Source organism: Candidatus Rhodobacter oscarellae (genome assembly GCF_001078595.1).
GTDB lineage: Bacteria > Pseudomonadota > Alphaproteobacteria > Rhodobacterales > Rhodobacteraceae > Rhodobacter_B > Rhodobacter_B oscarellae.
On sequence record NZ_LFTY01000002.1, the window covers coordinates 29,818 to 54,227 of the forward strand.

Sequence of the window (24,410 nt, forward strand, 5' to 3'; positions counted from 1 at the left end):
ATGGCCATCATCACGCCGTTCTGTCTGGCGGGTGCCATGGCACCGATCACTGTTGCGGGTGCCTTGCTTTTGCAGCGCGAGGCCGAGGTTGTTCTGGGTCATGGCCCAATCCACCGGGTGGTCGGCGCGGGTGGTGATTGTGAGCGCGTCGCGATAGGCGGTGACGGCTTTGGCGAGCAGATCGGCGCTTTGCGGCCCCTCGGTGCGTCTGCCTTGCTGTTGCAGCGCGTTGCCGAGGTTGTTCTGCGCGGTGGCCCAATCCACCGGGTGGTCCGCGCGGGTGTGGATTGTCAGCGCGTCGCGATAGGCGGTGACCGCCTGGGCGAGCAGATCGGCGCCCTGCGGCCCCACGGTGCGGATGCCTTGCTGTTGCAGCGCGTTGCCGAGGTTGTTCTGGGTCATGGCCCAATTCACCGGGTGGTCCGCGCGGGTGCGGATGGTGAGCGCGTCGCGATAGGCGGAGACGGTTTGGGCGAGCAGATCGGCGCCCTGCGGCCCCTCGGTGAAGATGGCTTGGTCTTGCAGAGCGAGACCGAGGTTGTTTTGGGCGGTGGCCCAAAGCCGGTCGTCTTGTTCTTTCAACTCGGTGCTCAAAGCGCCCTCTATAAGCTGCGCAGAAAATTTGAGCGCGTCGCCGCCGTATCGGAGCCCGTGGTAATAAAGTGCCGGAAACGCGGCGTGACCGCCCGATATCCGTCGCCGCGCGGTTTCCAGCGGGTCTACGGCGGCAAAGCTATTGGCAGCGGCGCAGAACAGTCGGTAGGCTTGTTCGACATTGCCGCGCAGGAGCGCGTTGCTTGCACGCAGTTCTGCGGTTTTAGCGGCCTCTTCCAACTCGGCGGTTTGCACCAAGGCGAGCAGGTTTTCGACCTCCTCCAGGTCCATCCGGGCGATGGCGTCCTGGGCGGCGGCTTTGAGGTTTGACAGGCGTACGTAGGTCTCGCCGATGTCGTCAACCTCGGATTTCAGCGCGCGGTACTCGTCCGCTTTCAGCGTCAGCAAGCGCCGCAGCTCGGCGTCGGGCGCGTCATAGATGCCGTCAAGCTCGAACCGGGCGGCGAGGTTTTGCAGCTCTTCTCGGCTGAGAGTCGGGATCTGGTTCAGTTGCTCGGCGGCGGGGCGGGACTGGCGGATCGGGGCCAGCTCTGCCTCTGAGATATCAAGCGCGGCGCAGAGCTTTTGGATCGTCGCCTCTTGCGGGGTGATCTTGCCGTTCTCGATGCGGCTGATGTCGCCCTTGCGCGCGGGGTCGCCGAAGACGTCGAGCGCCAAAGTCTCTTGCGTCAGGCGCTTGCTGCCGCGCTGGCGGCGGACCACGGCCCCAAATGCGATTGGGTCAAACAACTTCCCACAACTCCCCACAGGGTTCCACAACCCCCTGGCCGCAACTTTAACGGAACGATTGCGCGCGTCCAGGGTGGCATATCGGGGTTGTTAGCTAATGCCGGGCGGACCCCGGCGGGATCCCACTCTCTCTCACTCAAGGAGTTCGTTATGAGGAAGTGGATTGTGAAGAAGATGCGGGGGCTGTGTTGCCATCGCAACGTTTATGCGGGGCTTTGCACGAGCCATGGGTTCGCCGCCTGGGCCTCCGACAAGCCCGAGATCTATGTGCCCGCGGCGCTGCTTTATGCGGTGCTGGCCTGGATGGGCTGAGCGGGTGCGGGGGCGGGACAAGTCCCGCCCTACGGCGTGTCCGGATCGGGATTGTTTCCAAAATCGCGCCATTATTGTTCTCGAATTGAGCCCAATCCGGCCCCAATTCGGCCCCACCGCGCCCTTAGCCGTGGCCCTCAAGCAAGTGGGAGCCATGCGATGCGACGCGGACTGTTCTTGATCATTTTGGTGCTGTTCCTGGGGACCGAGGGGCAGGCGCAGGGCACGGGGCAAGGCTCGGGGCTGAGGACGCTGATGACCGGCGATGACAGCCGCGGCTGGCAGGGCGTGGGGCGGCTCAACATCGGCGACACGAGTTTCTGCACCGGCGCGCTGATCGCCGAGAACCTAGTGCTGACGGCGGCGCATTGCATGTATGACATGGAGAGCGGCGTGCGGATCGCCGATAGCGAGGTGGAGTTCCTGGCGGATTGGCGCGGCGGGCGGGCCTCGGCCTATCGCGGGGTGAAACGGTCGCTGGTGCATCCCGATTTCGCGGTGAGCCATGCCACATTCGTGGACCGGGTGGCCTATGACGTGGCCCTGCTGGAGCTGGACGCGCCGATCCGCAGCAGCGCCATCGCGCCGTTCGCCGTGCAAAGCCGCCCGCAGGATGGCGCCGAGGTGGGGGTGGTGAGCTATGCCCATGACCGCGCCGACAGCCCGTCGCTGCAGGAGGTGTGCCACGTGCTGGCGCGGCAGAACGGCTCGCTGGTGCTGAGCTGCGACGTGGATTTTGGCTCGTCCGGGGCGCCGATCTTTGTGGTGGAGGACGGGCGTGCGCGGATCGTGTCGCTGGTCTCGGCGAAGGCGAAGGTGCAGGGCAAGCCCGTGGCGCTGGGCACCGCGTTGGAGGTGCCGCTGGCAGAGCTGATGGCGATGCGTGGGGCGGATGTCGCGGGTGCTGCGGCCAAGCCGAAACCGCCGGTGCGGCGCTTGGCGTTGACGCAGGACGGGACTGGCGCGAAGTTCCTGCGGCCATAGAGTTAGGTTTGCGGTCTTTTGGCTGCGCCAAATCTCTTGCAAGAGATTTGCACTTTCCTTGCAAGGAAAGTTGGTCCGCGAGCCGGCGAGAACTCGCGTGTACCGCGTCCCGCCATTACCTTGAGATAGCGGATATAGGCTGGGGGAGGCGGCCTCTCTTGATGGTCCGGGCGGGTTTCCAAACGCTGTGAGCTAAGTTTTGGCGTTGCGCTGTAGAGGGTCAGTGAGGGGCGCGCCGAAGAAACTCTTTCAAGAGTTTCGCAATTTTCTTGCAAGAAAATTGTGGCGCGCCAACACGCGTTGAGGGCTGATCCCGCCGCTTACTTCTCGGTCAGCTTAAGCTCGATCCGTCGGTTCTGCGCGCGCGCCTGGGCGGTGTCGGCGGGGTTCACCGGGTTGTGCTCGCCAAAGCCCGCGGCGATCAGCCGGTCCGGCGGGAAGCCAAGCTCGTCGGAGATGAAGCGCACCACTGACAGGGCGCGGCCCTGGCTGAGCTCCCAGTTATCCGCGAAGCGGCCCGGAACAATGATTGGCTGGTTGTCCGTATGGCCGTCCACCCGCAGCACCCAGTCAATCTCGGCGGGAATGGCGGCGGCGACCTCTTCTAGGATGCCCACAACGCCAGCGATCTGGGTGCGGCCCTCGGGGCTCAGCTCTACCGCGCCGATCTCAAACAGTACCTCGGAGGAGAACACAAAGCGGTCGCCCACCACGCGCACGCCCTCGCGATCGGCGAGAAGTTCGCTGATCTGCTGGAAGAACACAGAGCGGTAGGCCTCAAGCTGTTTGGCCTGCTCCTCGAGTTGCCGCGCGCGCTCTTCCAGGAGTTCGGCGCGCTCTTCCAGAAGATCGGCGCGCTCTTGCTCCACATCCGCGCGGCGCTTTTCTTCGGCGGTGGCGCGGGCCAGGGCGGCGTTTAGCTTGCCGCTCAGCGTCTGGATCTCGACCCGGCTGACCTGGTCCTTCTCGATGGCCTGGTCCACCAGGGTCTGCAGCGTGGCGATCTGTTCTTTCAGCGCGTCCACGTTCTGGTTCAGCGCCTCCACCTGGCGTAGGCTTTCGGCGGATTTGGCCTCCTCCGCCGACAGGGTCCGGTTGGCCTGGGCCAGCAGGACCGCGCGCTCCTCGGCATCGGAGAGGTTGCGGATGTTCTCAAGCTCCGCCGCGCGCTTGGCTGCCAGGGCGTTTTTGAGCCGCTCGCGCAGCTCTGCCTCATCGCCGACCGAGCCCTGAAGCGCCTCCGCCTCGGCCAGGGCTTCCGTCAGCTGGGCCTGCACCTGGTTGTTCTCAAGCAGCGCCGCCGCCAGGCGATCTGTCAGGTTCTCGTTCGACAGGTTCGCCGCCGCCAGCAGGGTCAGCGTCTCCTCGGCCTCGCGGCGCTTTTCCTCCAGCGACAGTTGCATGGCGGTCAGTTCGGCGCTGGAATTGGCCAGGCGTTCGCGCAGTTGCTCGGCGGCGGCGGCATCGGCCAGGCGCTGCTGCTCCGCCTCCGTCAGTTGGGTCTGCGCCGAGGTCAGCTTTTCGCGCAGCTCCAGAGCGGCGGCCTGCTCGGCCAGCAATTCGGCCTCTTTTGCGTCCAGTTCGCCCCCTACGGCGGCTAGGCGTTCGCGCAGCTCCGAAGCGGCGGCGGCCTCTGCCAGCTGGCGGGCCTCGGCATCCGTCACGCCTTGCTCGGCGTCGGCCAGCCGTTGCCGCAGATCCTCCAACGCGGCCTGTTCGGCCAGGCGCTGGGCGTCGGCCTCGGTAAACTGCGCCTCGGCCGTGGCCAGCCGCTGGCGCAGATCCTCTGCCGCGGCCAGCTGCGCCAGGCGCTCGGCCTCGGCCTGCTCGAACTGTGCCTCCATCTCGGCCAGCTTCAGGCGCAGGGCCTCTGCCGCGGCGCGCTCTGCCAGCTGGGTCTGAGTGGCGGCGTCCAGATCGGTCGTTGCGGTCGTGAGTTCGTCCTTTAGCGCTGCCAAGGCCGCCGCCACGGCGAGGCGCTGCGTCTCTGCGGCGTCGAACTCTGCCGACATGCGCGCCAATTCCTCGCGCAGCAAGATCGCGGCGGCCTGCTCCTTGAGTAGGGCGGATTGCTCATCTGCCAGGGCGCGGGCGCTGTCGGCGAGGTTATCGCGCAGTGCGGCGACCAAGGCCTGCTCGGCGCGCAGCTCTTCCGCGGCCAGGTTCAGGTCGGCGCTGGTATCGCCGACCTCGCCGCGCAGCGCCTGGATCAGCGATTGCTCCTGCGTCAGGGCCTCTGTTCGGCTGGCCAGCTCGGCCTCAAGCCCGGCGTTGCGCGTCGCCTCGTCGTTCAGCGCGTTGGTGGTCTCGTCCAGCTTGGCGCGCAGGGCCAGCACCATGGCCTGCTCCTCGCCCAGGGCGTTCACCGCTGCCTGCAGTTCCGCGCGCAGGCCCTCGCTGCTGGCCAGCTCCTGCGCCAGCGAGGCGTCGCCCTCGTCCAGGCGCGTCTGCAGGGCGATCACCAGGGCCTCCTCGGCGGTCAGGGCGGCGCGGGTGCGGTCCAGCTCTGCCGAGAGCGCGGCGATATCCGACCCCGCCTTGGCCACCGCGTCCTGCTCTTGGGCCAGCTCGGCCTCGATGCTGGTCAGCTGGGCGCGCAGGGCCACGGCCTGGGCCAGCTCGGTGCTCAGCCGCTCCTCGATCTGCTTCATGGCAAGCTGCAGCGCGGTGTTGGAGGCCTGCTCCTGCACCTGGGCCTGATTGACCGAGGCCAGCTGCTCTTCGCGCTGCGCCAGCAGCAGCCGCAGGGCGTTTTCCGCCGCGGTGCTGTCGTCCAGCGAGGCCTGCAGGGCGGCCAGCTGCCGGACCATGCTCTCGCGCTCGGTTTCTGCGGCGGTGTTGGCGGAGGTGACGGTGCTCAGTTCAGCGTCGCGGGCGGCGAGGCTGTCGCGCAGCTCGGTGATCAGGGCCAAGGCGTCCGTCCTGGCGGTGCTTTCGTCGGCTAGGCTGGCCTGCAGGGCCAGGATCTGCGCGCGCAGCTCCTCGCCCTCGGCCAGGGCGACCTGGCGGGCGGAGGTCTCGTCGTCCAGCGCCGCCTGGAGCCGGGCCAGTCGTTCATTCAGGGCGGTGTTCTCGGTCGCGGAGCCGTCCAGCCGCGCCAAGGCGTCGGCCAGCGAGGCCTCCCGGTCGCTCACGCGCTGTTGCAGATCCGCGATCAGCACCTCAAGCGCCTCGCGCCGGGCCGCCGCGAGCCGGGCGGCCTCGACCTGCGCGTCGACCTCGTCGCGGGCCTGGGCCAGCGCCAGTTGTAGTGCCTCCTGCTGGGTGATCAGCGTGGCGTTCTCGCCGCGCAGGGCTTCGAGATCCGCCGTGAGGGCGACGCCCTCGGCCTGGGCAGCATCGCGCTGCGCCAGCAGCGATGCCACCTGTTCCTCAAAACTGGCGATCTCGGCGCCGCGGGCGGCCAGGGTCGCCTGCTGCTCGGCGACCTCGCCCTGCAGCGAGGCGATCAGCGCGGCCTGGGCCGCCTCGGAGGCCTGCGAGGCCTCCAGCGTGGCGCTGAGATCGGCCACGTTTTCCTCGAGATTAAAATTGCGCTGCTGCTCCAGCCCAAGCGCCTGGGCGAGCGTGTTCAGCTCTTGGTTCAGCTCGTTGAGCTCGCTTTCCTGGCCGGTGATGGTCTCGCGCAGCACGTATTGCACCACCATGAATATGGTCAGCACGAACATCAGCACCAGCAAGAGCCCGGTCATCGCGTCCACGAAGCCCGGCCAAACATTGCCGGTCATGCGGTTGACGGAGCGGCGGGTTAGGGCCATCGCTTAGCCCCTTCGGTTGTTGGTCGTCGCGGGGTCCCGTGTGGTCTGGCGCAGGGCCTTGGTCAAGGCCGCGATGTCGCCGCGCAGCTCGGCGGTGCTTTCCTGCCGACCGGCGGCCATCTCTTCAAGGATGCGCAGAAGCTGCACGTCGATGGAGCGCAGGCGCATGCGGCTTTCGGCGTCGATCCCCGCGCCACCGCCGTCCTGGGCGGCCTGCGCCTGCACCTCGAGAAGCTGCACCATGCGGGCCTGGCCGTCCGCGATCCGGGCCTGGCCGTCGGCGATCCGGGCCAGCGCGGCGGCGTTCTCGTCGCCATCGCCCAGCTTGGCCGTCATCGCTTCGATCCCGTTGGCCACCGCGCCCAGCCGTTCGTCCAGCAGCGAGCGGCTGACATCGGCCTGCGTCAGGATGCCTTGGATCTCTTCGAACTGCTGCGACATATGCGCAAAGAACGGCGCGTATTGCCCGTGATCCCCGTCGCCGCCGCCATCGCTGTCGCCGGTCGAGAAGCCCAGCTTGGTGATCGTTGACAGCCATTCCTCGAGCTCGCGGTAGAACCGGTTCTGCCCATGCCCGGCAAAGAGCTCTAGCAGGCCCACGACCAGCGAGCCCGCAAGCCCCAGAAGCGAGGACGCAAAGGCCACGCCCATGCCCGCCATCTGCGCCTCTAGCCCCGATTGCAGGCGGCGGAACACATCCGCGCCGGTCTCGCCATCCTTCGGCTCCAGGTTGCCGATCGTGTCCACGATCGCCGGCACCGCCGTGGCGAGGCCGTAGAACGTGCCCAGAAGGCCCAGGAAGATCAGCAGGTTGACGATGTAGCGCGTGATGTCGCGCAGCTCATCGATCCGCGTGGCCACCGAATCCAGGATCGAGCGCGCCGAGGTCGAGTTGATCTGCATCGTCGCGCCGCGGCTCTTTAGCAGCGTCGCCATCGGCCCCAGAAGGCGCGGCGCCGCGATGTCCTCCATCCCGGCGCTGTTGATCATGAAGCTCTCGATCCAGATCGTCGAGCGCCGCAGCTGCCAGGTCTGCCAGTAGCAGGCGAAGACGCCCACCACGAAGACCGCCAGGATGAAACCGTTCAGCCAGGGGTTCGCCAAAAAGGTCGGCGCCACGCTGGGAAACAGGAACACCGACAGCGCCCCGACAAGCGCCAGCACCGCGCTCATCAGCACGATCTGCCGCCAGGGCTGGGTAAAATGTTGCTCGGCCTCGCGATCCGGCTGGTCCATGTGGACGATCCTGACCCTTTTCTAAGTTGTGGATAAGATACGGATGAATTGGGCCGCTGCCAACACCCCCCGTATCAGCACTGCACTTTCGTCAAAGCCCGTACCTTTTCTGCCAGCCAGGTGAGGTCGGGATCGGCGATCCCCAGCACGGCCAGATGGTCGGCGGTGTTGTAAAGATATTCGGTGTTGGGGCCGCGCCCGCCTATGGCGAGCGCGATGATCTCGGCCTGGGCGTCCAGCGTCTCGTGGCAGTATTGCACGTGCTCGGGGTCGATGACGTAGGTATAGGCCTGCTCGCGGCGGCCATCGGCCAGCGTGACCGGCAGCACGCGCTCTAGATAGGCCGACGAGATCAGCTCGCGCTCGCGCAGGTAGGCCAGGGTCGCGTCCTCTGTGCCTGGCTGCACGCGGAACGCCACCCCGTCGCAATGCGTGCCCTCGGCGGCGTCTAGCGCCAGCACCAGGCCGGGCTCGGCCTCGGTGCCGCGATGGTGGATCGAGCGCATGCAGAAGCTGCGCGCGTAGCCATCCAGGCGCGCCAGCGCCTGCTCGGCCACCTCGAACCCCGGATTCCAAATCAATGATGCATAGCCAAAGACCCACATGGCGCGCGGCAATCCCCTGGTTGTTCCCTGCGCTGCCCTATAGAGAGCCGTGTCAGAAGCGCAACGCGAAAGCGCGGGTCCCGCGGGCAAGCCGCGGCGATCCGGACGGATTGGGTGCAAGAAAATGCGGCAATTGCGGGTTTTGACATCGGTTCTGGCGGCCTTGCTGGCCGCCTGGGGCGGCTATTGGGTCCTGGGCGCGCGCGGCATGGACCGCTCGGTCACCGCCTGGCTGGACGCCCGCCACGAGGCGGGCTGGGTGGCCGAGTATGACGCCGTGCGCACCCGCGGCTTCCCCAACCGCTTTGACACCACGATCAGCGCGCTGGAGCTGGCCGACCCCGCCACCGGCCTGGCCTGGACGGGCGAGTTCCTGCAGCTCTTCCGGCTCAGCTATCAGCGCAAGCATGTGATCGCCGTACTGCCGCCCCAGTCGGTCATCTCGACGCCGCGGCAAAAGATCACCGTGACCGGCGCGGATACCCGCGCCAGCCTGGTCTTCGCGGACGCAAGCAACTGGACCCTGGAGCGCAGCGCCGTCGCCGTGACCGGGCTGGCGCTGGCCTCTGACGCGGGCTGGTCCACCGAGATCGCAGAGCTGCGCCTGGCCACCCGCCCCTCGGAGCGCGCGCCGGGTGCGGTGGATATCGGCCTGGACGCCAAGGCGCTGCGCCCGGCGGGCGCGCTGCTGGCAGATCTGGCCGCGCGCGGCATCGTCCCCGGCGACCTGGAGCGGCTGAGCCTGGACGCCAGCGTCCGTTTCGACGCGCCCTGGGACCTGCGGGCCATCGAGGCCCGCCGCCCCGCCATCACCGCCATCGACCTGCATAAGGCCGAGATGCTTTGGGGCGCGCTGGAGCTTTGGCTGGCAGGCGAGGTCACCGTGGACAGCGCCGGTCGGATGACCGGCAGCATGACCGTGAAGGCCAAGAACTGGCGCGAGATGCTGGCCCTGGCCGAGGCCGCGGGCTGGGTGCCGGAGCAACTCGTGGGCCCTCTGGAGAGCGGGCTTTCGCTGCTGACCGGGCTCTCGGGCGGGCGGGACACGCTTGATGCGCCGCTGACCTTCGCCGAGGGCGCGGTTTGGCTAGGCCCCATCCGGCTGGGCCAGGCGCCGCGCCTGCTGCTGCGCTAACCCGGCGCCCCGGCAAGGCGCGACAGCATGTCCAGGCAGGCCTCTAGCTGGCTGATCTCGACATACTCATCCGCCTGATGCGCCTGCGCGATCGAGCCGGGACCGCAGACCACCGTGTCGATATCTAGCGCCTGAAACAGGCCCGCCTCGGTCCCAAAGGCCACCACATCGGCGCCGTTCGCGCCGGTCAGGCGCGCCACCAGATCCCGCGCGGCGTTCTGGTCCACGGGCTCCAGCCCGGCCACCTCGCCCTCGATCCGGGTGGTGATATCCGTTTCGGGGTCCACAGCGCGCATCGCCGGCAGCAGGATGTTCTCGACATAGCCCTTCAGATCGGACTTCACGAAATCGGCGTCCGCGCGCAGCACGGGGCGCATCTCCCACCAGAGCTTGGCGGTGGGCGCGATCACGTTATGGGCCACGCCGCCGTTCATCTGGCCGACATTGATCGTGGTCCAGGGCGGCTCGAACCGGCTGCCCTGGGGCGTGCGCGCCTTGAGCTGCTCGGCCAGGCCCAGCAGGCGCCCGACAAAGCGCGCGGCGTATTCCACCGCGTTCACGCCCAGATCCGGGGCCGAGCCATGGCCCGCGCAACCGGTGAACTCGGTGGTGTATTCATAGCAGCCCTTATGGCCCTCGATCACCCGCATCTCGGTGGGCTCGCCGATGATGGCGATGGCGGGCTTGAGCCCGCGCTGCTTTAGCTCGGCGACCAGGTGGCGGGCGCCGAAGCACCCGGTCTCTTCGTCATAGGTGAAGGCGAAATGGATCGGGCGCCGCTGCGCGCCCTTGGCCAGCGCCGGCGCGGCGGCCAGGCAGGCGGCGATGAACCCCTTCATGTCGCAGCTGCCGCGGCCATAGAGCCGCCCGTCGCGCTCGGTCATCTGGAAGGGGTCGCTGCTCCAGGGCTGGTCCTCGACCGGGACCACATCGGTGTGCCCCGACAGCACGATGCCGCCATCCGTGTCCGGGCCGAGCGTGGCCCAGATATTCGCCTTGGTCCCCGCCGCGTTGCGCAGGATGTCGACCCGCGCCCCGGCGGCCTCAAGGCGCGCGGCCAGATAGGCGATCATGTCCAGATTGCTATCCGCGGAGACCGTCGGATAGGCGATCAGGTCGCGCAGGGTCTTGACCGTTTCCTGCAGCATGGGGCGGCTCCCTTAGTTTCAGTCCGAGCGCGCAAACCTGGCGCGCGCGCAGGGGCACCCTAGCGGTTATTGCAGCGCGACGCCAAAGATCATCGCGCCATCACCTGGGTACGGGCGCTGATTGTGTCGAGCAGCTGGCCGTCGCGCAGCAGCCGCAGCGTGGCGTTATACGTGCCCGGCTGCCGGGTGGAGGCGTTGAGCTTGCGGCCCACCGCGCGGAACGCGCGGGCCTGGGTGCGGTCGATGGTGAGCTCTTGTTCCAGGAACATGCCGCCCGGGCCGGTGATCGCGACGGCCAGCACATCGCCCTCGCGCGGGCCGAAATAGAAGCCCCAGGCCACCAGCGCCTGGGCATCGGCGGGCAGTTCGCGCATCTCGGCGCTGCCCGCTTGCACCGCCCCATAGGCCGGGACGGCGTCAAAAAAGCCTGCGCTGATGAACCCGGCCGTTTCATAGTCCGTGCCGTCGGCCCAAAGCGCGTGCGCGCTGTCGCCGCAGGCGGTCTCGCCATTGGGCTGGAACGGATCGATTGTTTCGCCATCCCGGCGCATTGTGAGGTGCAGATGCGGGAACTCGGTGCGCCCGCTGAGGCCGACCTGGCCCAGCACCGTTCCGGGCTCGACCGCGTCGCCCGAGCGCACCGCGACGCTGCCGCGCCTGAGGTGGCAATACTGGCTCTGCCAGCCGCCCTCATGGGCCACCACCACCGCGTTGCCGCAGGCGCGTTCCGAGACGTCCGGTGCGTTCGCGGCATTCGCGCTGATGTCCATCATCCCGTCGCGCGTGGCGCGCACCGTGCCCGGGGCCACGGCCAGCACATCCACCCCCGCCGCCATCGCGGCGAGGCTTCTGAGCGCCACGTCGGTACCCTTATGCCCGTCATAGCTGAGATGCCCGCAGCCGAAATCCGACCAGCCAGGGCCAGGGTCGCGGTCCACATAGTTCTGGATATAGCAGCTCTCGCCCAGGGTGCAGTCCACCGGAAAGGCCAGGTCAAAGGCCAGGGCAGGGGACGCGGCGACACAAAGCGCCGCCGCGATCCGACGCATCAATCCGCCGTCAGCAGCGGTGGCTTCTTGGTCGCCAGGCGCGGGGCCTGCGCCTCTTCGATGCGCAGGTCCAGCTTGCCGTCCTTGACGCCGACCTTGATGTTGCCGCCCTTGGCGAGCTTGCCAAAGAGCAGCTCCTCGGCCAGCGGCTTTTTGATATGCTCCTGGATCACACGGCCCAGGGGGCGGGCGCCCATCTTGTCATCATAGCCCTTGTCGGCGATCCATTCCGCCGCCGGGCGGGTCAGCTCGATGGTGACGTTGCGGTCCATCAGCTGCGCCTCAAGCTGCACGACGAACTTCTCGACCACCTGCAGGATGACCTCCTTGGGCAGCGCGCCAAAGCTGATCACCGCGTCCAGGCGGTTGCGGAACTCTGGCGTGAACATCTTTTCGATGGCCGCCATATCCTCGCCCTCGCGGCGGTCGCGGCCAAAGCCCATGGCCTCCTTGGCCTGCTCCTGCGCGCCCGCATTGGTGGTCATGATCAGGATCACGTTGCGGAAATCCACCTGCCGGCCGTTATGGTCGGTCAGCTTGCCGTGGTCCATCACCTGCAGCAGGATGTTGTAGACATCCGGGTGCGCCTTCTCGATCTCGTCAAGCAGCAGCACGCAATGCGGGTGCTGGTCGACGCCGTCGGTCAGCATGCCACCCTGGTCAAAGCCCACATAGCCCGGAGGCGCGCCGATCAGGCGGCTGACCGCGTGCTTCTCCATATACTCGGACATGTCAAAGCGCAGCAGCTCGACACCCAGCGTATCCGCAAGCTGCCGCGCGACCTCGGTCTTGCCGACGCCGGTGGGGCCCGCAAAGAGGTAGTTGCCAATGGGCTTCTCGGGCTCGCGCAGCCCGGCCCGCGCCAGCTTGATCGCCGAGGACAGCGCCGTGATCGCGGGATCCTGGCCGAAGACCACGCGCTTGAGCGTGACCTCCAGGTCCTTGAGCACCTCGGCATCGTCCTTGGACACGTTCTTGGGTGGGATGCGCGCGATCTTGGCCACCACGGCCTCGATCTCTTTCGCGCCGATGGTCTTGCGCCGCTTGGCGCTGGTGACCAGATGTTGCGCCGCGCCGGCCTCGTCGATCACGTCGATGGCCTTGTCGGGCAGCTTGCGGTCGTGGATGTAGCGCGCCGACAGCTCCACCGCGGTCTTGATCGCATCCGAGGTGTATTTGATGTCGTGATGCTCCTCGAAATAGGGCTTGAGCCCTTTGAGGATCTTCACGCTGTCATCCACCGTGGGCTCGTTCACGTCGATCTTCTGGAAGCGGCGCGACAGCGCGCGGTCCTTCTCGAAATGCTGGCGGAACTCCTTATAGGTGGTCGAGCCCATGCAGCGCAGCTTGCCGCCCTGCAGGGCGGGCTTCAGCAGGTTGGAGGCATCCATGGCGCCGCCAGAGGTGGCGCCCGCGCCGATCACCGTGTGGATCTCGTCAATAAAGAGGATCGCGTCCTCGTGATCCTCAAGCTCGGTCATCACGGCCTTGAGCCGCTCTTCAAAGTCGCCGCGGTAGCGCGTGCCCGCCAGCAGCGCGCCCATATCCAGCGAGTAGATCGTGGCGCCTTGCAGCACCTCGGGCGTCTCACCGGCGACGATCTTGCGGGCCAGCCCCTCGGCAATCGCGGTCTTGCCCACACCGGGGTCGCCCACCAGAAGCGGGTTGTTCTTGCGCCGGCGGCACAGCACCTGCACGCAGCGCTCGACCTCGTGGGCGCGCCCGATCAGCGGGTCTACGTCACCGCGCTTGGACTTGGCGTTCAGGTCCACGCAATACTTGGCCAGGGCGCTTTCATTCTTGCCCTCTTCCTCGGGGGTCTGCACCTCTTCCTCGATGTCGGTCGCGCCGGTCACGGGGCGCGTCTCTCCGTAAGAGGGGTCCTTGGCCACGCCATGGGCGATGAAGTTCACCGCGTCATAGCGGGTCATGTCCTGCTCTTGCAGGAAGAAGGCGGCGTTTGATTCGCGCTCGGCAAAGATCGCGACCAGCACGTTGGCGCCGGTCACCTCGGTGCGCCCGGAGGACTGCACATGGATCGCGGCGCGCTGGATCACGCGCTGGAAGGCGGCGGTTGGCACCGCCTCTGACCCGTCCACATCGGTGATCAGCGTAGAGAGGTCATCTTCGATGAACTCCTCTAGCGTGCGGCGCAACAGGTTCAGATCGACGCTGCAGGCCTGCATGACCTTGGCTGCGTCCGGCTCGTCAATGAGCGCCAGAAGAAGATGTTCCAGTGTCGCCAACTCGTGCCGCCTGTCATTGGCGAGACCGAGTGCGGCGTGAATGGCTTGCTCGAGTGTGTTCGAAAACGATGGCACTTGAAGTGCTCCTTAACCTGCGCCGGGAGCCGAGGCCCCACGGCGACCGTGACCTCTTATCTTTAAAGTTTGGTTTTTATCGGCCAAGCTTCAAGAGATATTTACGCTAAATCGGTCACATTTTCCCATCGGGGCCCTTTTTTTTGGCATTCGCGCAACCACTGCGCGCAGATTGTGGATGAAACGCCCGAATTGACCCAAGGTCAAACCCGGCCGAACGCCCCCACGCGTTGATGTCAGATAGGCGTCCGCCGGGCCCGGACAAGGGGCGCGGCGCGGTTAGAAGTTGTCCTTGCGGCTGCGAATCTCGGCGAAGGCCTCTGTGTCAGAGGCCGCCTGCAGGCCGATCGCGGCCTTCACCTCGGGCAGGTGGGCGCGCAGGAACGGGTTTGTGGCAAGCTCCTGCGACAAAACGGACGGCACCGTGGGCGTGCCCGCGGCGCGGGCGGCGGCGATCTCTTCGGCGCGCGCCTTGAGGGCCGCGTTTGCGGGCTCTACCGTCAGCGCGAACCGCGCGTTGGCGGCGGTGTATTCGTGGCCGGAGCATACGAGCGTCTCGGGCGGCAGCGCGGCGATCTTGGACAGGCTGGCCCACATCTGCGCGGCAGTGCCTTCAAACAGCCGCCCGCATCCCAGGGCCATCAGGCTGTCGGCGGTGAAGACCGCGTTCGCGTCCGCCATGTAGAAGGCGATATGCCCCACCGTGTGGCCGGAGACATCGAAGACCTGCACGGAATGCCCCGCGAAATCAAAGCTGTCGCCCTCGGCGACGGCCCGGTCCAGCGCCGGCAACCGATGCGCATCGGCGCGGGCTCCCACCACCATGGCCCCGTTTCGCAGGGCGGCCAAGCCGTCCACATGGTCGTCATGGTGGTGGGTGATCAGGATCATATCGAGCGACCAGCCGCGCTCTGCCAGCGCGGCCTGGATCGGCGCCGCCTCTGGCGCATCCACCAGCGCCGTCCGGCCCGCATCGCTGTCATGCACCAGGAAGGCGTAGTTATCAGAGCGGCAGGGGACGGTGACGATCTCTAAGGGCATGGTCTTTGCTCGCGGCTAGGGTATGTATGGCGCAAGAGTGAACCAAGGGAGCGCCATCCGCAATGCATCTGGACGTGCTGGATCTGCGGAACTTCTACTACCGCACGGGGCTTGGCCGCGCGGCGCAGCGCGTGCTGCGCGAGCAGGTGACGCGATTCTGGCCCGAGGCCAAGGCGCAGACCGTGGTGGGCTTTGGATTCGCTGTGCCGATGCTGCGCCCCTACCTGGGCCAGGCGCGCCGGGTGGTGGGGCTGATGCCCGGGCCGCAGGGCGTGATGCCCTGGCCCGCCGGGCAACCCAATGTCAGCGTACTCTGCGAGGAAACCCTGTGGCCGCTGCAGACGGGGCAGGCCGATAAGCTGCTGGTTTTGCACGGGCTTGAGACATCCGAGAACCCCTCGCGCCTGCTGGAGGAATGCGCCCGCGTGCTGGCGCCCGGAGGGCGCGCCCTGTTCATCGTGCCGAACCGGCGGGGCATGTGGTTGCGCCGCGACAAGACCCCGTTCGGCTTTGGCCGGCCCTACTCGCTGGGCCAGCTCGAGGCGCAGCTGCGCCGCCATGGCTTCGTCCCCGAGCGGCACCGGGGGGCGCTGTTCCAGCCGCCCTCGGAGCGCAAGTTCTGGCTCAAGCTGGGCCCGCTGATCGAGCGCAACGGCCAGCGGCTGTCCTCGGGCATCGCGGGCGGCGTGCTGATGGTGGAGGCCTCCAAGGAGGCGTTCATCCGCCCGTCGGGGCTGGTGGAGGCCGCGCGCCGCCCAATGCGGATCCTGGAGGGCGTGACGAAACCGGCGGCCAAGCCCGTGGCCGGGTTCGATGTCTCTTCGCGGCTAAAGTGAGCCGCTTTCGCGGCGCTTAACGGCCAGAGGTGCATGAGAGGGCGGGAGATTGCGGCTCGGCGCGTTGGGTTTCGGGTTTAGGTTTGTTTCTGTGGAAGTCCCCGGTCGGGGAGGCGATGGGCTGGCGCATGGCGCGCCGTCTGGCGGAATTAAGGATTCACAGAGCGCCCTTTTTTTGGCGCGCCAAATCTCTTTCAAGAGATTTGCACTTTCCTTCAAAGGAAAGTTGGGTCCGCGGATGTCGAGAGGTTGCGCATGGCGGATCAATGCGGCGCGCGTTGCAGAAACTCTTGCAAGAGTTTCGCAATTTTCTTGCAAGAAAATTGTGTCGCGTCACGTGCCGCTGGGCGCCATGCGGCGATTTCAGTGCCCGGACGAAACCGGCTGACGGGATCGCGTCTCGGCATCTGTTCTTTATGCGTTCTTTCGGCGGGAGGCCAGAATCGCGCGCCAGGACCCTGTTTCGGACCCCGCACCCGTCCGGGAAGGGGGCAAAATGACCAAGCAATCGGGAAAATCGGCGCAGCAATCCGTCGCACCTGGCGATAAGTCTCTGAAATTAAACAAACATTGAAAATGTGGATAGTTTGCAAGGGTGTTGCGCCACGTAAACCCCTCTGCTAGATGAAGCGCGATTTCGACGGGGGTGCCTGCAAGGGCCGATCCGTCTGGGCTGCCTGGACTGTATACAATCGTACACAATCGGGCCTAACTATCGGAAGGACGGACGTGTCCGAGAACGCTTCGATCTCTGTCGGCATCGCCGCACGCTACGCTACGGCCATCTTTGAGCTGGCCAAAGAAGAAAAAGCCCTGCCCGCGGTTGAGAGTGACCTGGACGCGCTGGAGGCCGCCTTGGCCGAGAGCGACGATTTCCGCGCCCTGATCACCTCGCCCATCTATACCCGCGCGGAAAGCCAGGGGGCGATCACCGCGATCGCCAAAAAGATGAGCCTGTCAGGCAATCTGGCCAACCTCTTGGCCCTGATGGCGCAGAAGCGCCGCCTGTTCGTGCTGCCCCAGCTGCTGTCGGCGCTGCGCGGGCTGATCGCGGACGAGAAGGGCGAGGTCACCGCCGAGGTCACCAGCGCCAAGGCCCTGACCAAGGCACAGACCGAGAAACTGGCCAAGACCCTCAAGGCCCAGGTCGGCAAAGATGTGAACGTGAACGCGACCGTTGATGAGAGCCTCATCGGCGGTCTTATTGTTAAGGTGGGCTCGAAGATGATCGACACCTCGATCGCCTCCAAGCTCGCTAACCTCCAGAACGCAATGAAAGAGGTCGGATAAGATGGCGATCCAAGCTGCGGAAATCTCCGCGATCCTGAAGGATCAGATCAAGAACTTTGGCCAAGAGGCCGAGGTTGATGAAGTAGGCCGGGTGCTCTCGGTCGGTGACGGTATCGCCCGCGTTTACGGCCTGGACAACGTGCAGGCCGGCGAGATGGTCGAGTTCCCCGGCGGCATCATGGGCATGGCGCTGAACCTTGAGGCCGACAATGTCGGCGTGGTGATCTTCGGCTCGGACCGCGACATCAAAGAGGGCGACACCGTTAAGCGCACCAGCTCGATCGTGGACGTGCCCGCGGGCGACGCCCTGCTGGGCCGCGTTGTGGACGGGCTGGGCAACCCGCTGGACGGCAAGGGCGAGATCAAGGCCTCCGAGCGCCGCGTGGCCGACGTGAAGGCCCCCGGCATCATCCCGCGTAAATCCGTGCACGAGCCGATGGCGACCGGCCTGAAATCCGTTGACGCGATGATCCCGATCGGCCGCGGCCAGCGCGAGCTGATCATTGGCGACCGCCAGACCGGCAAGACCGCCGTGGCGCTGGACGCCATCCTGAACCAGAAGGTCTATAACGAGGCCGCCGGCGACGACGAGAGCAAGAAGCTCTACTGCGTCTACGTCGCCGTGGGCCAGAAGCGCTCCACCGTGGCGCAGCTGGTGAAGAAGCTCGAAGAGACCGGCGCGATGGAATACTCCATCGTTGTGGCCGCGACCGCGTCCGACCCGGCGCCGATGCAGTTCCTGGCGCCCTACGCTGCGACCGCGATGGCCGAGTACTTCCGCGACAACGGCCGCCACGCGCTGATCATCTATGATGACCTGTCCAAGCAGGCCGTGTCCTACCGCCAGATGTCGCTGCTGCTGCGCCGCCCGCCGGGCCGCGAAGCTTATCCCGGCGACGTGTTCTACCTGCACTCCCGCCTGCTGGAGCGTTCGGCGAAGCTGAACGAGGATAACGGCGCGGGCTCGCTGACGGCGCTGCCGATCATTGAGACCCAGGGCGGCGACGTGTCGGCGTTTATTCCGACCAACGTGATCTCGATCACCGACGGCCAGATCTTCCTTGAGACCGAGCTGTTCTACCAGGGCATCCGCCCCGCCGTGAACACCGGCCTGTCGGTGAGCCGCGTGGGCTCCTCGGCCCAGACCAACGCGATGAAATCCGTCGCGGGCCCGGTGAAGCTGGAGCTGGCGCAGTACCGCGAGATGGCGGCCTTCGCGCAGTTCGGCTCCGACCTGGACGCCGCGACCCAGCAGCTGCTGAACCGCGGCGCGCGCCTGACCGAGCTGATGAAGCAGCCGCAGTACTCGCCGTTGACCAACGCCGAGATCGTCTGTGTGATCTTCGCCGGCACCAAGGGCTACCTGGACGGCATCGACGTCCGCGCGGTTGGCCGGTTCGAGCAAGGCCTGGTCGCGCATCTGCGCAACAAGCACCAGGACCTGCTGGACTGGATCACCACCGAGGACCCCAAGATCAAGGGTGAGGCCGAGGACAAGATCCGCGCCGCGCTGGACGCTTACGCCGCTGATTTCGAATAAGGATCCTGGCAGATGCCCAGCCTTAAGGACCTCAAAAACAGGATCGAGTCGGTCAAATCGACCCGCAAGATCACCAAGGCCATGCAGATGGTGGCCGCCGCGAAACTGCGGCGGGCACAGGAATCTGCTGAGGCCTCGCGCCCCTATACGGAGCGCTTCAACGCTGTGCTGGCGGGCCTGACCGCCAGCGCCGCCGAGAGCGGGCAGGGGCCAAAGCTTCTGACCGGGACCGGCAGCGATCAGACCCATCTGCTGGTTGTGATGACCGCCGAGCGGGGCCTCTGCGGTGGCTTCAACGGCAACATCGCCAAGCTGGCGCGCGCCAAGGCCCAAGAGCTGCAGGCCGCGGGCAAGACCGTCAAGATCCTGACCGTCGGCAAGAAGGGCCGCGAGGCCCTGAAGCGCGACCTCGGCGACCTTAATGTCGGCCATGTGGACCTCAGCGAGGTCAAGCGCATCGGCTACGCCAACGCGCAGGACGTCGCCAACGACGTGCTGGGCCGCTTTGACGGCGGCGAGTTCGACGTGGCCTGGCTCTTCTACTCGAAGTTCCAGTCCGTGATCAGCCAGATCCCGACCGCGCAGCAGATCATCCCCGCCCCGGTGCCGGAGGAGGCCGCGGACAGCACCTTCTACGACTACGAGCCGGACGAGGACGAGATCCTGGCCGACCTGCTGCCCAAGGCCGTGGCGACCGCGATCTTCGCCGGTCTGCTAGAGAACGGCGCCTCCGAGCAGGGCGCCCGGATGAGCGCCATGGACAACGCCACCCGCAACGCTGGTGAAATGATCGACAAGCTGACCATCGAGTTCAACCGCTCGCGTCAGGCCGTGATCACCAACGAGCTGATCGAAATTATTTCGGGCGCCGAGGCGCTCTAAGAAACCGGAGACAACAGAAATGGCAAACGCAAAAGGCAAAGTGACCCAGGTCATCGGCGCCGTTGTCGACGTGCAGTTCGACGACCACCTGCCCGAAATTCTCAACGCGCTTGAGACGGACAACAACGGGAACCGCCTGGTGATGGAGGTCGCGCAGCACCTCGGTGAGAACACCGTGCGCTGCATCGCGATGGACTCCTCCGAGGGTCTGGTGCGCGGCCAGGTCGTGACCGACCTGGACGGCCCGATCACCGTGCCGGTGGGCAACGCCACCCTGGGCCGCATCCTGAACGTCGTGGGCGAGCCCGTGGACGAGGGCGGCCCCGTGGACGCCACCGAGACCCGCGCCATCCACCAGCCCGCCCCGGAATTCGCCGAGCAGTCGACGGAATCGGAAGTGCTGGAGACCGGCATCAAGGTTGTGGACCTGCTGGCGCCCTACGCCAAGGGCGGCAAGATCGGTCTGTTCGGCGGTGCCGGCGTGGGCAAGACGGTTCTGATCATGGAACTGATCAACAACATCGCCAAAGTGCACTCGGGCTTCTCGGTGTTCGCGGGCGTGGGCGAGCGTACCCGTGAGGGCAACGACCTCTACCACGAGATGATCGAATCCAACGTGATCAAGCCCGACAACCTGTCGGAAAGCCAAGTGGCGCTGGTCTATGGCCAGATGAACGAGCCTCCGGGAGCCCGCATGCGCGTGGCGCTGACCGGCCTGACCCTGGCCGAGCAGTTCCGCGACCAGTCCGGCACCGACGTGCTGTTCTTCGTCGACAACATCTTCCGCTTCACCCAGGCGGGTTCGGAATGCTCGGCGCTGCTGGGCCGGATCCCCTCGGCGGTGGGCTACCAGCCGACCCTGGCCACCGACATGGGCGCCATGCAGGAGCGGATCACCTCGACCAAGTCGGGCTCGATCACCTCGGTGCAGGCCGTGTACGTGCCCGCCGACGACCTGACCGACCCGGCGCCGGCGACCTCGTTCGCGCACCTCGACGCCACCACGGTGCTGTCGCGCGCGATCTCCGAGCTGGGCATCTACCCCGCCGTGGACCCGCTGGATTCGACCTCGCGCCTGATGGACCCCGCCGTTGTGGGCGAGCGCCACTACGGCGTGGCCTCTGAGGTGCAGCAGATCCTTCAGCGCTACAAGTCGCTGCAGGACATCATCGCGATCCTCGGCATGGACGAGCTGTCGGAAGAGGACAAGCTGACCGTGAGCCGCGCGCGTAAGATCCAGCGCTTCCTGTCGCAGCCCTTCGACGTGGCGCAGGTCTTCACCGGCTCGCCTGGCATCCAGGTGCCGCTTGAAGAGACCATCAGCTCGTTCGAGCGCGTGGTGGCCGGCGAGTTCGACCACCTGCCCGAGGGTGCGTTCTACATGGTCGGCGGGATCGATGACGTGATCGCCAAGGCCGAGCGCATGGCCGCGGAAGCCGCCTAAACGTGGGAGGGTGGGCAAATTGCCCACCCTACGCACAGACGAAACTGTTCCGAGTAGGGTGGGCAATCTGCCCACCAAACCTGCGGAAGGAAAGCTAGATGGCTGACACATTGCAATTCGATCTGGTCTCGCCGGAGCGCAAGCTGGCGTCCTTTGACGCCACCGAGGTGCTGATCCCCGGCGCCGAGGGCGACATGACCGCCATGGCGGATCACATGCCGGTGATCACCACGCTGCGCCCCGGTATCGTGCGCGCCAAGGGCGCCGATGGCGACCAGGAGTACGTCGTCTCCGGCGGCTTCGCCGAGATCACCGGGACCACGCTGAGCGTTCTGGCCGAGCAGGCCATGGCCAAGGGCGACGTGGACGCGGCCTTCTTGGACGGGCTTGCGACCGAGGGTGACGGATCGGACGCGGCCACCAAAAAGGCCGCCGATCTGGCCGCCCTGCGGAGCGAACTGGGCGTTTAACCCGCACCAGACCGCGACATTTTACCGGCAGCCGTCAGAAAATTCTGGCGGCTGCTGGCGTTTTATGGGCCTAGTGGCCGAGGCATAAATATTCAGAACGCGGCGCGCGCCGTGACAGCAAGATGAAGCGACTAGACAGCCAAGTTGTCGGGATAGACCAGGGGTCGGTGGTAATGTTCTCCGACTTCGAGCAGGGCGGTAAGATGTGGACGGGCAGCGGCTCGCGCACCATCCGCAAGAAGGTGAAGTTCTCGGAACCCTACCGGGACATCCCGATGGTCTATGTCTCGATCTCGATGTGGGATATGGACCGCGAGCGCAACCAGCGCGCCGATATCTACGCCGATAAGATCACCGAGAAGGGGTTCGACCTGGTGTTTCGCACCTGGGGGGACAGCCGCGTGGCGCGCATCCGCGCCGATTGGATGTCCTACGGCGCGCTGCCGCATGACGACAGCTGGGACGTGCGGTGAGGCGCCGGTTCAGTGAGGCGCGAAGAAAGCTCTGATGTGTTCCGCGGCCGCCTCGGGGTGGGTGATCGGCGCCATGTGACCGGCGCCAGGGATCGTGGCACGCGAGGCATGTGGCAACCGCGCGGCCAGCGCCGCGTTCACCGCATCAATCACCGGCCAGGCATGTTCCCCCTGCGCCAACAGCACCGGCACCGCGCAGCCCTCTAGCCGTCTCGGAGCCAAGAGCCCGGGCCCGTCCTCAAAGATCGCGCCCGCTTGGGCGGGCACCAGCGTGATCTGCTCGGCCAGGGCCGCGCGCTGGTCGGGCCGCAGGTCATCCCAGCGCGCCCCGGTGCCCCATTTCTCGGTGAAGGCGCGGGCGGCGGCGACCGTCCGGCCGTCTTCAATCGCAGCGTTGAAGGGCGCCATCATCGCGGCATGGGCCTCGAATTCCTCGGTGCCCTGCGCGGCGACGAAATAGACCGGCTCGATCAGCACAAGCCGCCGCACGCGTGCGGGATGCTGTAACGCCAAACGCAGCGCCACCGTTGCGCCAAAGGAGTGCCCTATGACGTTCATGGGCGCGTCGCCCGTGAGGAAGTCCTCTGCCATCGCGGTGGTCTGATCATGCAGGTCGCGCGCGCGGTCCCACGGCCCCGAGCGCCCATGCCCCGGCATGTCGAACGCCACGGCGGGGCGCCCCAGCAGGGGCGCGAGCCCCTTCCAGGCGCCGGAATGCGCCAGCGTGCAGTGGATCAGGAGCGCCTCGGGCGCCCCCTCTCCCCATTCTCGCCAGTAACACTCCGTGCCACCGCGACGCCCGTTTGGCACTTAGACCTTGCCCGCCAGATGCGCGTCCAGGTCGTCCAGCCTGTCGCCGCCCCAAAAGCGCTCGTCCCCATCGGTGATGTAGAAGGGCGCGCCAAAGGCGCCACGGTTGACCGCCTCTTCGGTGTTGGCGGCGTATTCATCGGCGCTTGAGAGCATGCCGCTATCGGCCAGCGCCGGGTCAAAGCCCGCCGCCTCAAGGCAGGCGCGGATCACGTCATCCTCGGCGATGTTCTTGTCCTCGGCCCAGCAGGCGCGCAGGAAGGAATGCGTCAGCGCGCCCAGGTCGCCGCCGCCGGCCTTTTGCGCGGCGATAATGGCATAGCTGGAGGGCGCCATATTGGTGGGGAAGAAGGCGGGCGGGTTGCTCATTGGCAGCCCGGTCTTGATGGCGGCGCGGCGCAGCTCTTGGGCGCGGTACTCTATGCGGCTGGCGTGGCGGTCCTTTGGGGCAACGCCGCCGGTGCGCCCAAAGACGGCCATCAGGTCCATCGGCTTATAGGTGATCGCGGCACCATGCGCCGCCGCGACCTCTTCCAGGCGGGTCCCCGCTAGGTAAGTGAAGGGCGAGATTGTTGCGAAGTAGTAGTCGATATTAGCCATCTTTGCGCTCCGATGCGGGATCATGTTTGCAAGACCGTATCGGGATGCTAGGGGAGGTTCAACGACACGAAACCGTCATCCGACGGAAACCAAGGACCGCGCTGCCATGGCCACCATCACCGAACCCAAACTGATCTCCGGAAACGCCAACAAGCAACTCGCTAGCGCCGTCGCGCGGCGCATGTCGATGCATCGCGGCATGAACCTCGGCCTTGTAGATGCCCGGGTGGAGCGCTTCAACGACGGCGAGATCTTCGTTGAGGTCTTCGAGAACGTGCGCGGCGAGGACATGTATGTGATCCAGCCGAACTCGAACCCGGCCAATGACAACCTGATGGAGCTGCTGATCATGGCCGATGCGCTGCGGCGCTCCTCGGCGGCGCGCATCACCGCGGTGATCCCCTATTTCGGCTACGCGCGCCAGGATCGTCGCACCAAGTCGCGCACGCCGATCTCGGCCAAGCTGGTGGCGAATATGATCACCGGCGCCGGCGTTGAACGGGTCCTGACGATGGACCTGCACGCCTCGCAGATCCAGGGCTTCTTCGACATCCCGGTGGACAACCTCTATGCGGCGCCGATCTTTGCGCTGGATATCCAGCACCACTTCAAGAAGCGGCTGGAGAACGTCACCATCGTCTCACCCGATGTGGGCGGGGTGGGCCGCGCGCGCGAGCTGGCCAAGCGGATCGGCAGCCCCCTGGCCATCGTGGACAAGCGCCGCGAGAAGCCCGGTGAGATCGCCGAGATGACCGTGATCGGCGAGGTCAAGGACCGCACCTGCATCGTCATCGACGACATCGTGGACACCGCCGGCACGCTCTGCAAGGCCGCCGAGGTCATCATGCAGGCCGGCGCCAAGGAGGTGCACAGCTACATCACCCATGGGGTGCTGTCCGGGCCCGCCATCGAGCGCGTCACGAACTCTGTCATGAAGAGCCTGGTGATCACCGACACGATCGAGCCCACCGAGGCCACGCGCAACGCCAAGAACATCCGCATCGTGCCAACCGCGCCGATGTTCGCGCAGGCGATCCTGAACACCTGGAACGGCACGTCGATCTCGTCGCTGCTGCATACCGACACGCTGCTGCCGATCTATGAGGGCACGTATAGCCCGATCTAGGATTGG

The 24,410-nt window shown here is 66.4% G+C and carries 20 protein-coding genes and 1 pseudogene; 11 read left to right on the forward strand and 10 right to left on the reverse strand.

Translation table 11 applies throughout. From position 1 onward, the window contains the following. Positions 1–162: 162 nt before the first annotated feature. Positions 163–885 (reverse strand): annotated as a pseudogene (locus tag AIOL_RS26405) (tetratricopeptide repeat protein); the annotation flags it as partial. A gap of 609 nt (positions 886–1,494) precedes the next feature. Here AIOL_RS26405 and AIOL_RS25435 point away from each other — a divergent pair. Both AIOL_RS25435 and AIOL_RS05210 read left to right on the forward strand, forming a co-directional pair. Then, complete coding sequence (locus AIOL_RS25435) at positions 1,495–1,656, forward strand: hypothetical protein (RefSeq protein WP_160314411.1); 162 nt, start codon at positions 1,495–1,497, stop codon at positions 1,654–1,656. 159 nt (positions 1,657–1,815) lie between these two features. Beyond that, complete coding sequence (locus tag AIOL_RS05210) at positions 1,816–2,640, forward strand: trypsin-like serine peptidase (RefSeq protein WP_049642011.1); 825 nt, start codon at positions 1,816–1,818, stop codon at positions 2,638–2,640. Positions 2,641–2,960: 320 nt separating this feature from the next. On the opposite strand, the gene AIOL_RS05215 is transcribed toward AIOL_RS05210, so the two are convergent. The 3 genes from AIOL_RS05215 to AIOL_RS05225 all read right to left on the reverse strand — a co-directional run bounded on the left by AIOL_RS05215 (position 2,961) and on the right by AIOL_RS05225 (position 8,239). Beyond that, entirely contained in the window at positions 2,961–6,398 is a 3,438-nt protein-coding gene (locus AIOL_RS05215) for a peptidoglycan -binding protein (protein ID WP_049642012.1), read from the reverse strand. A gap of 3 nt (positions 6,399–6,401) precedes the next feature. Next, on the reverse strand, positions 6,402–7,634 hold the full coding sequence (locus AIOL_RS05220) for a hypothetical protein (RefSeq protein WP_049642013.1): 1,233 nt from the start codon (positions 7,632–7,634) through the stop codon (positions 6,402–6,404). 74 nt (positions 7,635–7,708) lie between these two features. Beyond that, positions 7,709–8,239, reverse strand: coding sequence for a gamma-glutamylcyclotransferase (locus AIOL_RS05225; RefSeq protein WP_049642014.1), 531 nt, complete (start codon positions 8,237–8,239; stop codon positions 7,709–7,711). Between the two features lie 124 nt (positions 8,240–8,363). On the opposite strand from AIOL_RS05225, the gene AIOL_RS05230 reads away from it, so the two are divergent. Continuing rightward, entirely contained in the window at positions 8,364–9,374 is a 1,011-nt protein-coding gene (locus AIOL_RS05230) for a DUF2125 domain-containing protein (protein WP_082152441.1), read from the forward strand. Here the strand turns inward: AIOL_RS05230 and argE are convergent. From argE to gloB, 4 genes are all read right to left on the reverse strand, one after another. After that, on the reverse strand, positions 9,371–10,522 hold the full coding sequence (gene argE, locus AIOL_RS05235) for an acetylornithine deacetylase (protein WP_049642016.1): 1,152 nt from the start codon (positions 10,520–10,522) through the stop codon (positions 9,371–9,373). The genes AIOL_RS05230 and argE overlap by 4 nt on opposite strands. An 89-nt stretch (positions 10,523–10,611) precedes the next feature. Further along, positions 10,612–11,571 carry a M23 family metallopeptidase gene (locus tag AIOL_RS05240; protein ID WP_049642017.1) on the reverse strand — a complete coding sequence of 320 codons (960 nt, stop codon included), beginning with the start codon at positions 11,569–11,571 and terminating at the stop codon, positions 10,612–10,614. Continuing rightward, the gene (clpA, locus tag AIOL_RS05245; protein ID WP_049642018.1) at positions 11,571–13,892 is read right to left on the reverse strand and encodes an ATP-dependent Clp protease ATP-binding subunit ClpA; all 2,322 of its coding nucleotides are present in this window, start codon (positions 13,890–13,892) and stop codon (positions 11,571–11,573) included. Before clpA ends, AIOL_RS05240 begins: the two co-directional genes overlap by 1 nt. Positions 13,893–14,171: 279 nt before the next feature. Then, complete coding sequence (gene gloB / locus AIOL_RS05250) at positions 14,172–14,933, reverse strand: hydroxyacylglutathione hydrolase (protein ID WP_049642019.1); 762 nt, start codon at positions 14,931–14,933, stop codon at positions 14,172–14,174. A 62-nt stretch (positions 14,934–14,995) separates the two neighbouring features. Here gloB and AIOL_RS05255 point away from each other — a divergent pair, with 62 nt between their 5' ends. The 7 genes from AIOL_RS05255 (at position 14,996) to AIOL_RS05285 (ending at position 21,868) form a co-directional block, all read left to right on the forward strand. Then, positions 14,996–15,769 (forward strand): class I SAM-dependent methyltransferase, encoded by a 774-nt coding sequence (locus tag AIOL_RS05255; RefSeq protein ID WP_049642020.1) that lies wholly within the window; start codon positions 14,996–14,998, stop codon positions 15,767–15,769. A gap of 729 nt (positions 15,770–16,498) precedes the next feature. Beyond that, complete coding sequence (locus AIOL_RS05260; protein WP_049642021.1) at positions 16,499–17,059, forward strand: F0F1 ATP synthase subunit delta; 561 nt, start codon at positions 16,499–16,501, stop codon at positions 17,057–17,059. A 1-nt stretch (position 17,060) separates the two neighbouring features. Next, positions 17,061–18,599, forward strand: coding sequence for a F0F1 ATP synthase subunit alpha (gene atpA / locus AIOL_RS05265; RefSeq protein WP_049642022.1), 1,539 nt, complete (start codon positions 17,061–17,063; stop codon positions 18,597–18,599). A gap of 12 nt (positions 18,600–18,611) precedes the next feature. Continuing rightward, positions 18,612–19,481 carry a F0F1 ATP synthase subunit gamma gene (locus AIOL_RS05270; RefSeq protein ID WP_049642023.1) on the forward strand — a complete coding sequence of 290 codons (870 nt, stop codon included), beginning with the start codon at positions 18,612–18,614 and terminating at the stop codon, positions 19,479–19,481. A 19-nt stretch (positions 19,482–19,500) separates the two neighbouring features. Continuing rightward, positions 19,501–20,925 carry a F0F1 ATP synthase subunit beta gene (atpD, locus tag AIOL_RS05275; protein ID WP_049642024.1) on the forward strand — a complete coding sequence of 475 codons (1,425 nt, stop codon included), beginning with the start codon at positions 19,501–19,503 and terminating at the stop codon, positions 20,923–20,925. A 98-nt stretch (positions 20,926–21,023) separates the two neighbouring features. Continuing rightward, a complete protein-coding gene (locus AIOL_RS05280) occupies positions 21,024–21,395 on the forward strand; it encodes a F0F1 ATP synthase subunit epsilon (protein ID WP_049642025.1) in 372 nt (123 codons plus the stop codon). Positions 21,396–21,517: 122 nt separating this feature from the next. After that, positions 21,518–21,868, forward strand: a complete 351-nt coding sequence (locus tag AIOL_RS05285) for an H-type lectin domain-containing protein (protein WP_049642026.1) — start codon at positions 21,518–21,520, stop codon at positions 21,866–21,868. A 9-nt stretch (positions 21,869–21,877) separates the two neighbouring features. On the opposite strand, the gene AIOL_RS05290 is transcribed toward AIOL_RS05285, so the two are convergent. Continuing rightward, positions 21,878–22,678: an alpha/beta fold hydrolase gene (locus tag AIOL_RS05290; RefSeq protein WP_049642027.1), complete on the reverse strand. Its 801-nt coding sequence runs from the start codon at positions 22,676–22,678 to the stop codon at positions 21,878–21,880. Continuing rightward, a complete protein-coding gene (locus AIOL_RS05295) occupies positions 22,679–23,278 on the reverse strand; it encodes a 2-hydroxychromene-2-carboxylate isomerase (protein WP_049645273.1) in 600 nt (199 codons plus the stop codon). 106 nt (positions 23,279–23,384) lie between these two features. On the opposite strand from AIOL_RS05295, the gene AIOL_RS05300 reads away from it, so the two are divergent. Continuing rightward, a complete protein-coding gene (locus AIOL_RS05300; RefSeq protein ID WP_049642028.1) occupies positions 23,385–24,404 on the forward strand; it encodes a ribose-phosphate pyrophosphokinase in 1,020 nt (339 codons plus the stop codon). Positions 24,405–24,410 lie beyond the last annotated feature (6 nt).

What these genes read in the sequence shown, in the direction of transcription:
- AIOL_RS25435 (WP_160314411.1), top strand. Translation starts at nt 1,495, where the DNA reads ATGAGGAAGTGGATTGTGAAGAAGATGCGGGGGCTGTGTTGCCATCGC.
- AIOL_RS05210 (WP_049642011.1), top strand. Translation starts at nt 1,816, where the DNA reads ATGCGACGCGGACTGTTCTTGATCATTTTGGTGCTGTTCCTGGGGACC.
- AIOL_RS05215 (WP_049642012.1), bottom strand. Translation starts at nt 6,398, where the DNA reads ATGGCCCTAACCCGCCGCTCCGTCAACCGCATGACCGGCAATGTTTGG.
- AIOL_RS05220 (WP_049642013.1), bottom strand. Translation starts at nt 7,634, where the DNA reads ATGGACCAGCCGGATCGCGAGGCCGAGCAACATTTTACCCAGCCCTGG.
- AIOL_RS05225 (WP_049642014.1), bottom strand. Translation starts at nt 8,239, where the DNA reads ATGTGGGTCTTTGGCTATGCATCATTGATTTGGAATCCGGGGTTCGAG.
- AIOL_RS05230 (WP_082152441.1), top strand. Translation starts at nt 8,364, where the DNA reads ATGCGGCAATTGCGGGTTTTGACATCGGTTCTGGCGGCCTTGCTGGCC.
- argE (WP_049642016.1), bottom strand. Translation starts at nt 10,522, where the DNA reads ATGCTGCAGGAAACGGTCAAGACCCTGCGCGACCTGATCGCCTATCCG.
- AIOL_RS05240 (WP_049642017.1), bottom strand. Translation starts at nt 11,571, where the DNA reads ATGCGTCGGATCGCGGCGGCGCTTTGTGTCGCCGCGTCCCCTGCCCTG.
- gloB (WP_049642019.1), bottom strand. Translation starts at nt 14,933, where the DNA reads ATGCCCTTAGAGATCGTCACCGTCCCCTGCCGCTCTGATAACTACGCC.
- AIOL_RS05255 (WP_049642020.1), top strand. Translation starts at nt 14,996, where the DNA reads ATGCATCTGGACGTGCTGGATCTGCGGAACTTCTACTACCGCACGGGG.
- atpA (WP_049642022.1), top strand. Translation starts at nt 17,061, where the DNA reads ATGGCGATCCAAGCTGCGGAAATCTCCGCGATCCTGAAGGATCAGATC.
- AIOL_RS05270 (WP_049642023.1), top strand. Translation starts at nt 18,612, where the DNA reads ATGCCCAGCCTTAAGGACCTCAAAAACAGGATCGAGTCGGTCAAATCG.
- atpD (WP_049642024.1), top strand. Translation starts at nt 19,501, where the DNA reads ATGGCAAACGCAAAAGGCAAAGTGACCCAGGTCATCGGCGCCGTTGTC.
- AIOL_RS05280 (WP_049642025.1), top strand. Translation starts at nt 21,024, where the DNA reads ATGGCTGACACATTGCAATTCGATCTGGTCTCGCCGGAGCGCAAGCTG.
- AIOL_RS05285 (WP_049642026.1), top strand. Translation starts at nt 21,518, where the DNA reads ATGAAGCGACTAGACAGCCAAGTTGTCGGGATAGACCAGGGGTCGGTG.
- AIOL_RS05295 (WP_049645273.1), bottom strand. Translation starts at nt 23,278, where the DNA reads ATGGCTAATATCGACTACTACTTCGCAACAATCTCGCCCTTCACTTAC.
- AIOL_RS05300 (WP_049642028.1), top strand. Translation starts at nt 23,385, where the DNA reads ATGGCCACCATCACCGAACCCAAACTGATCTCCGGAAACGCCAACAAG.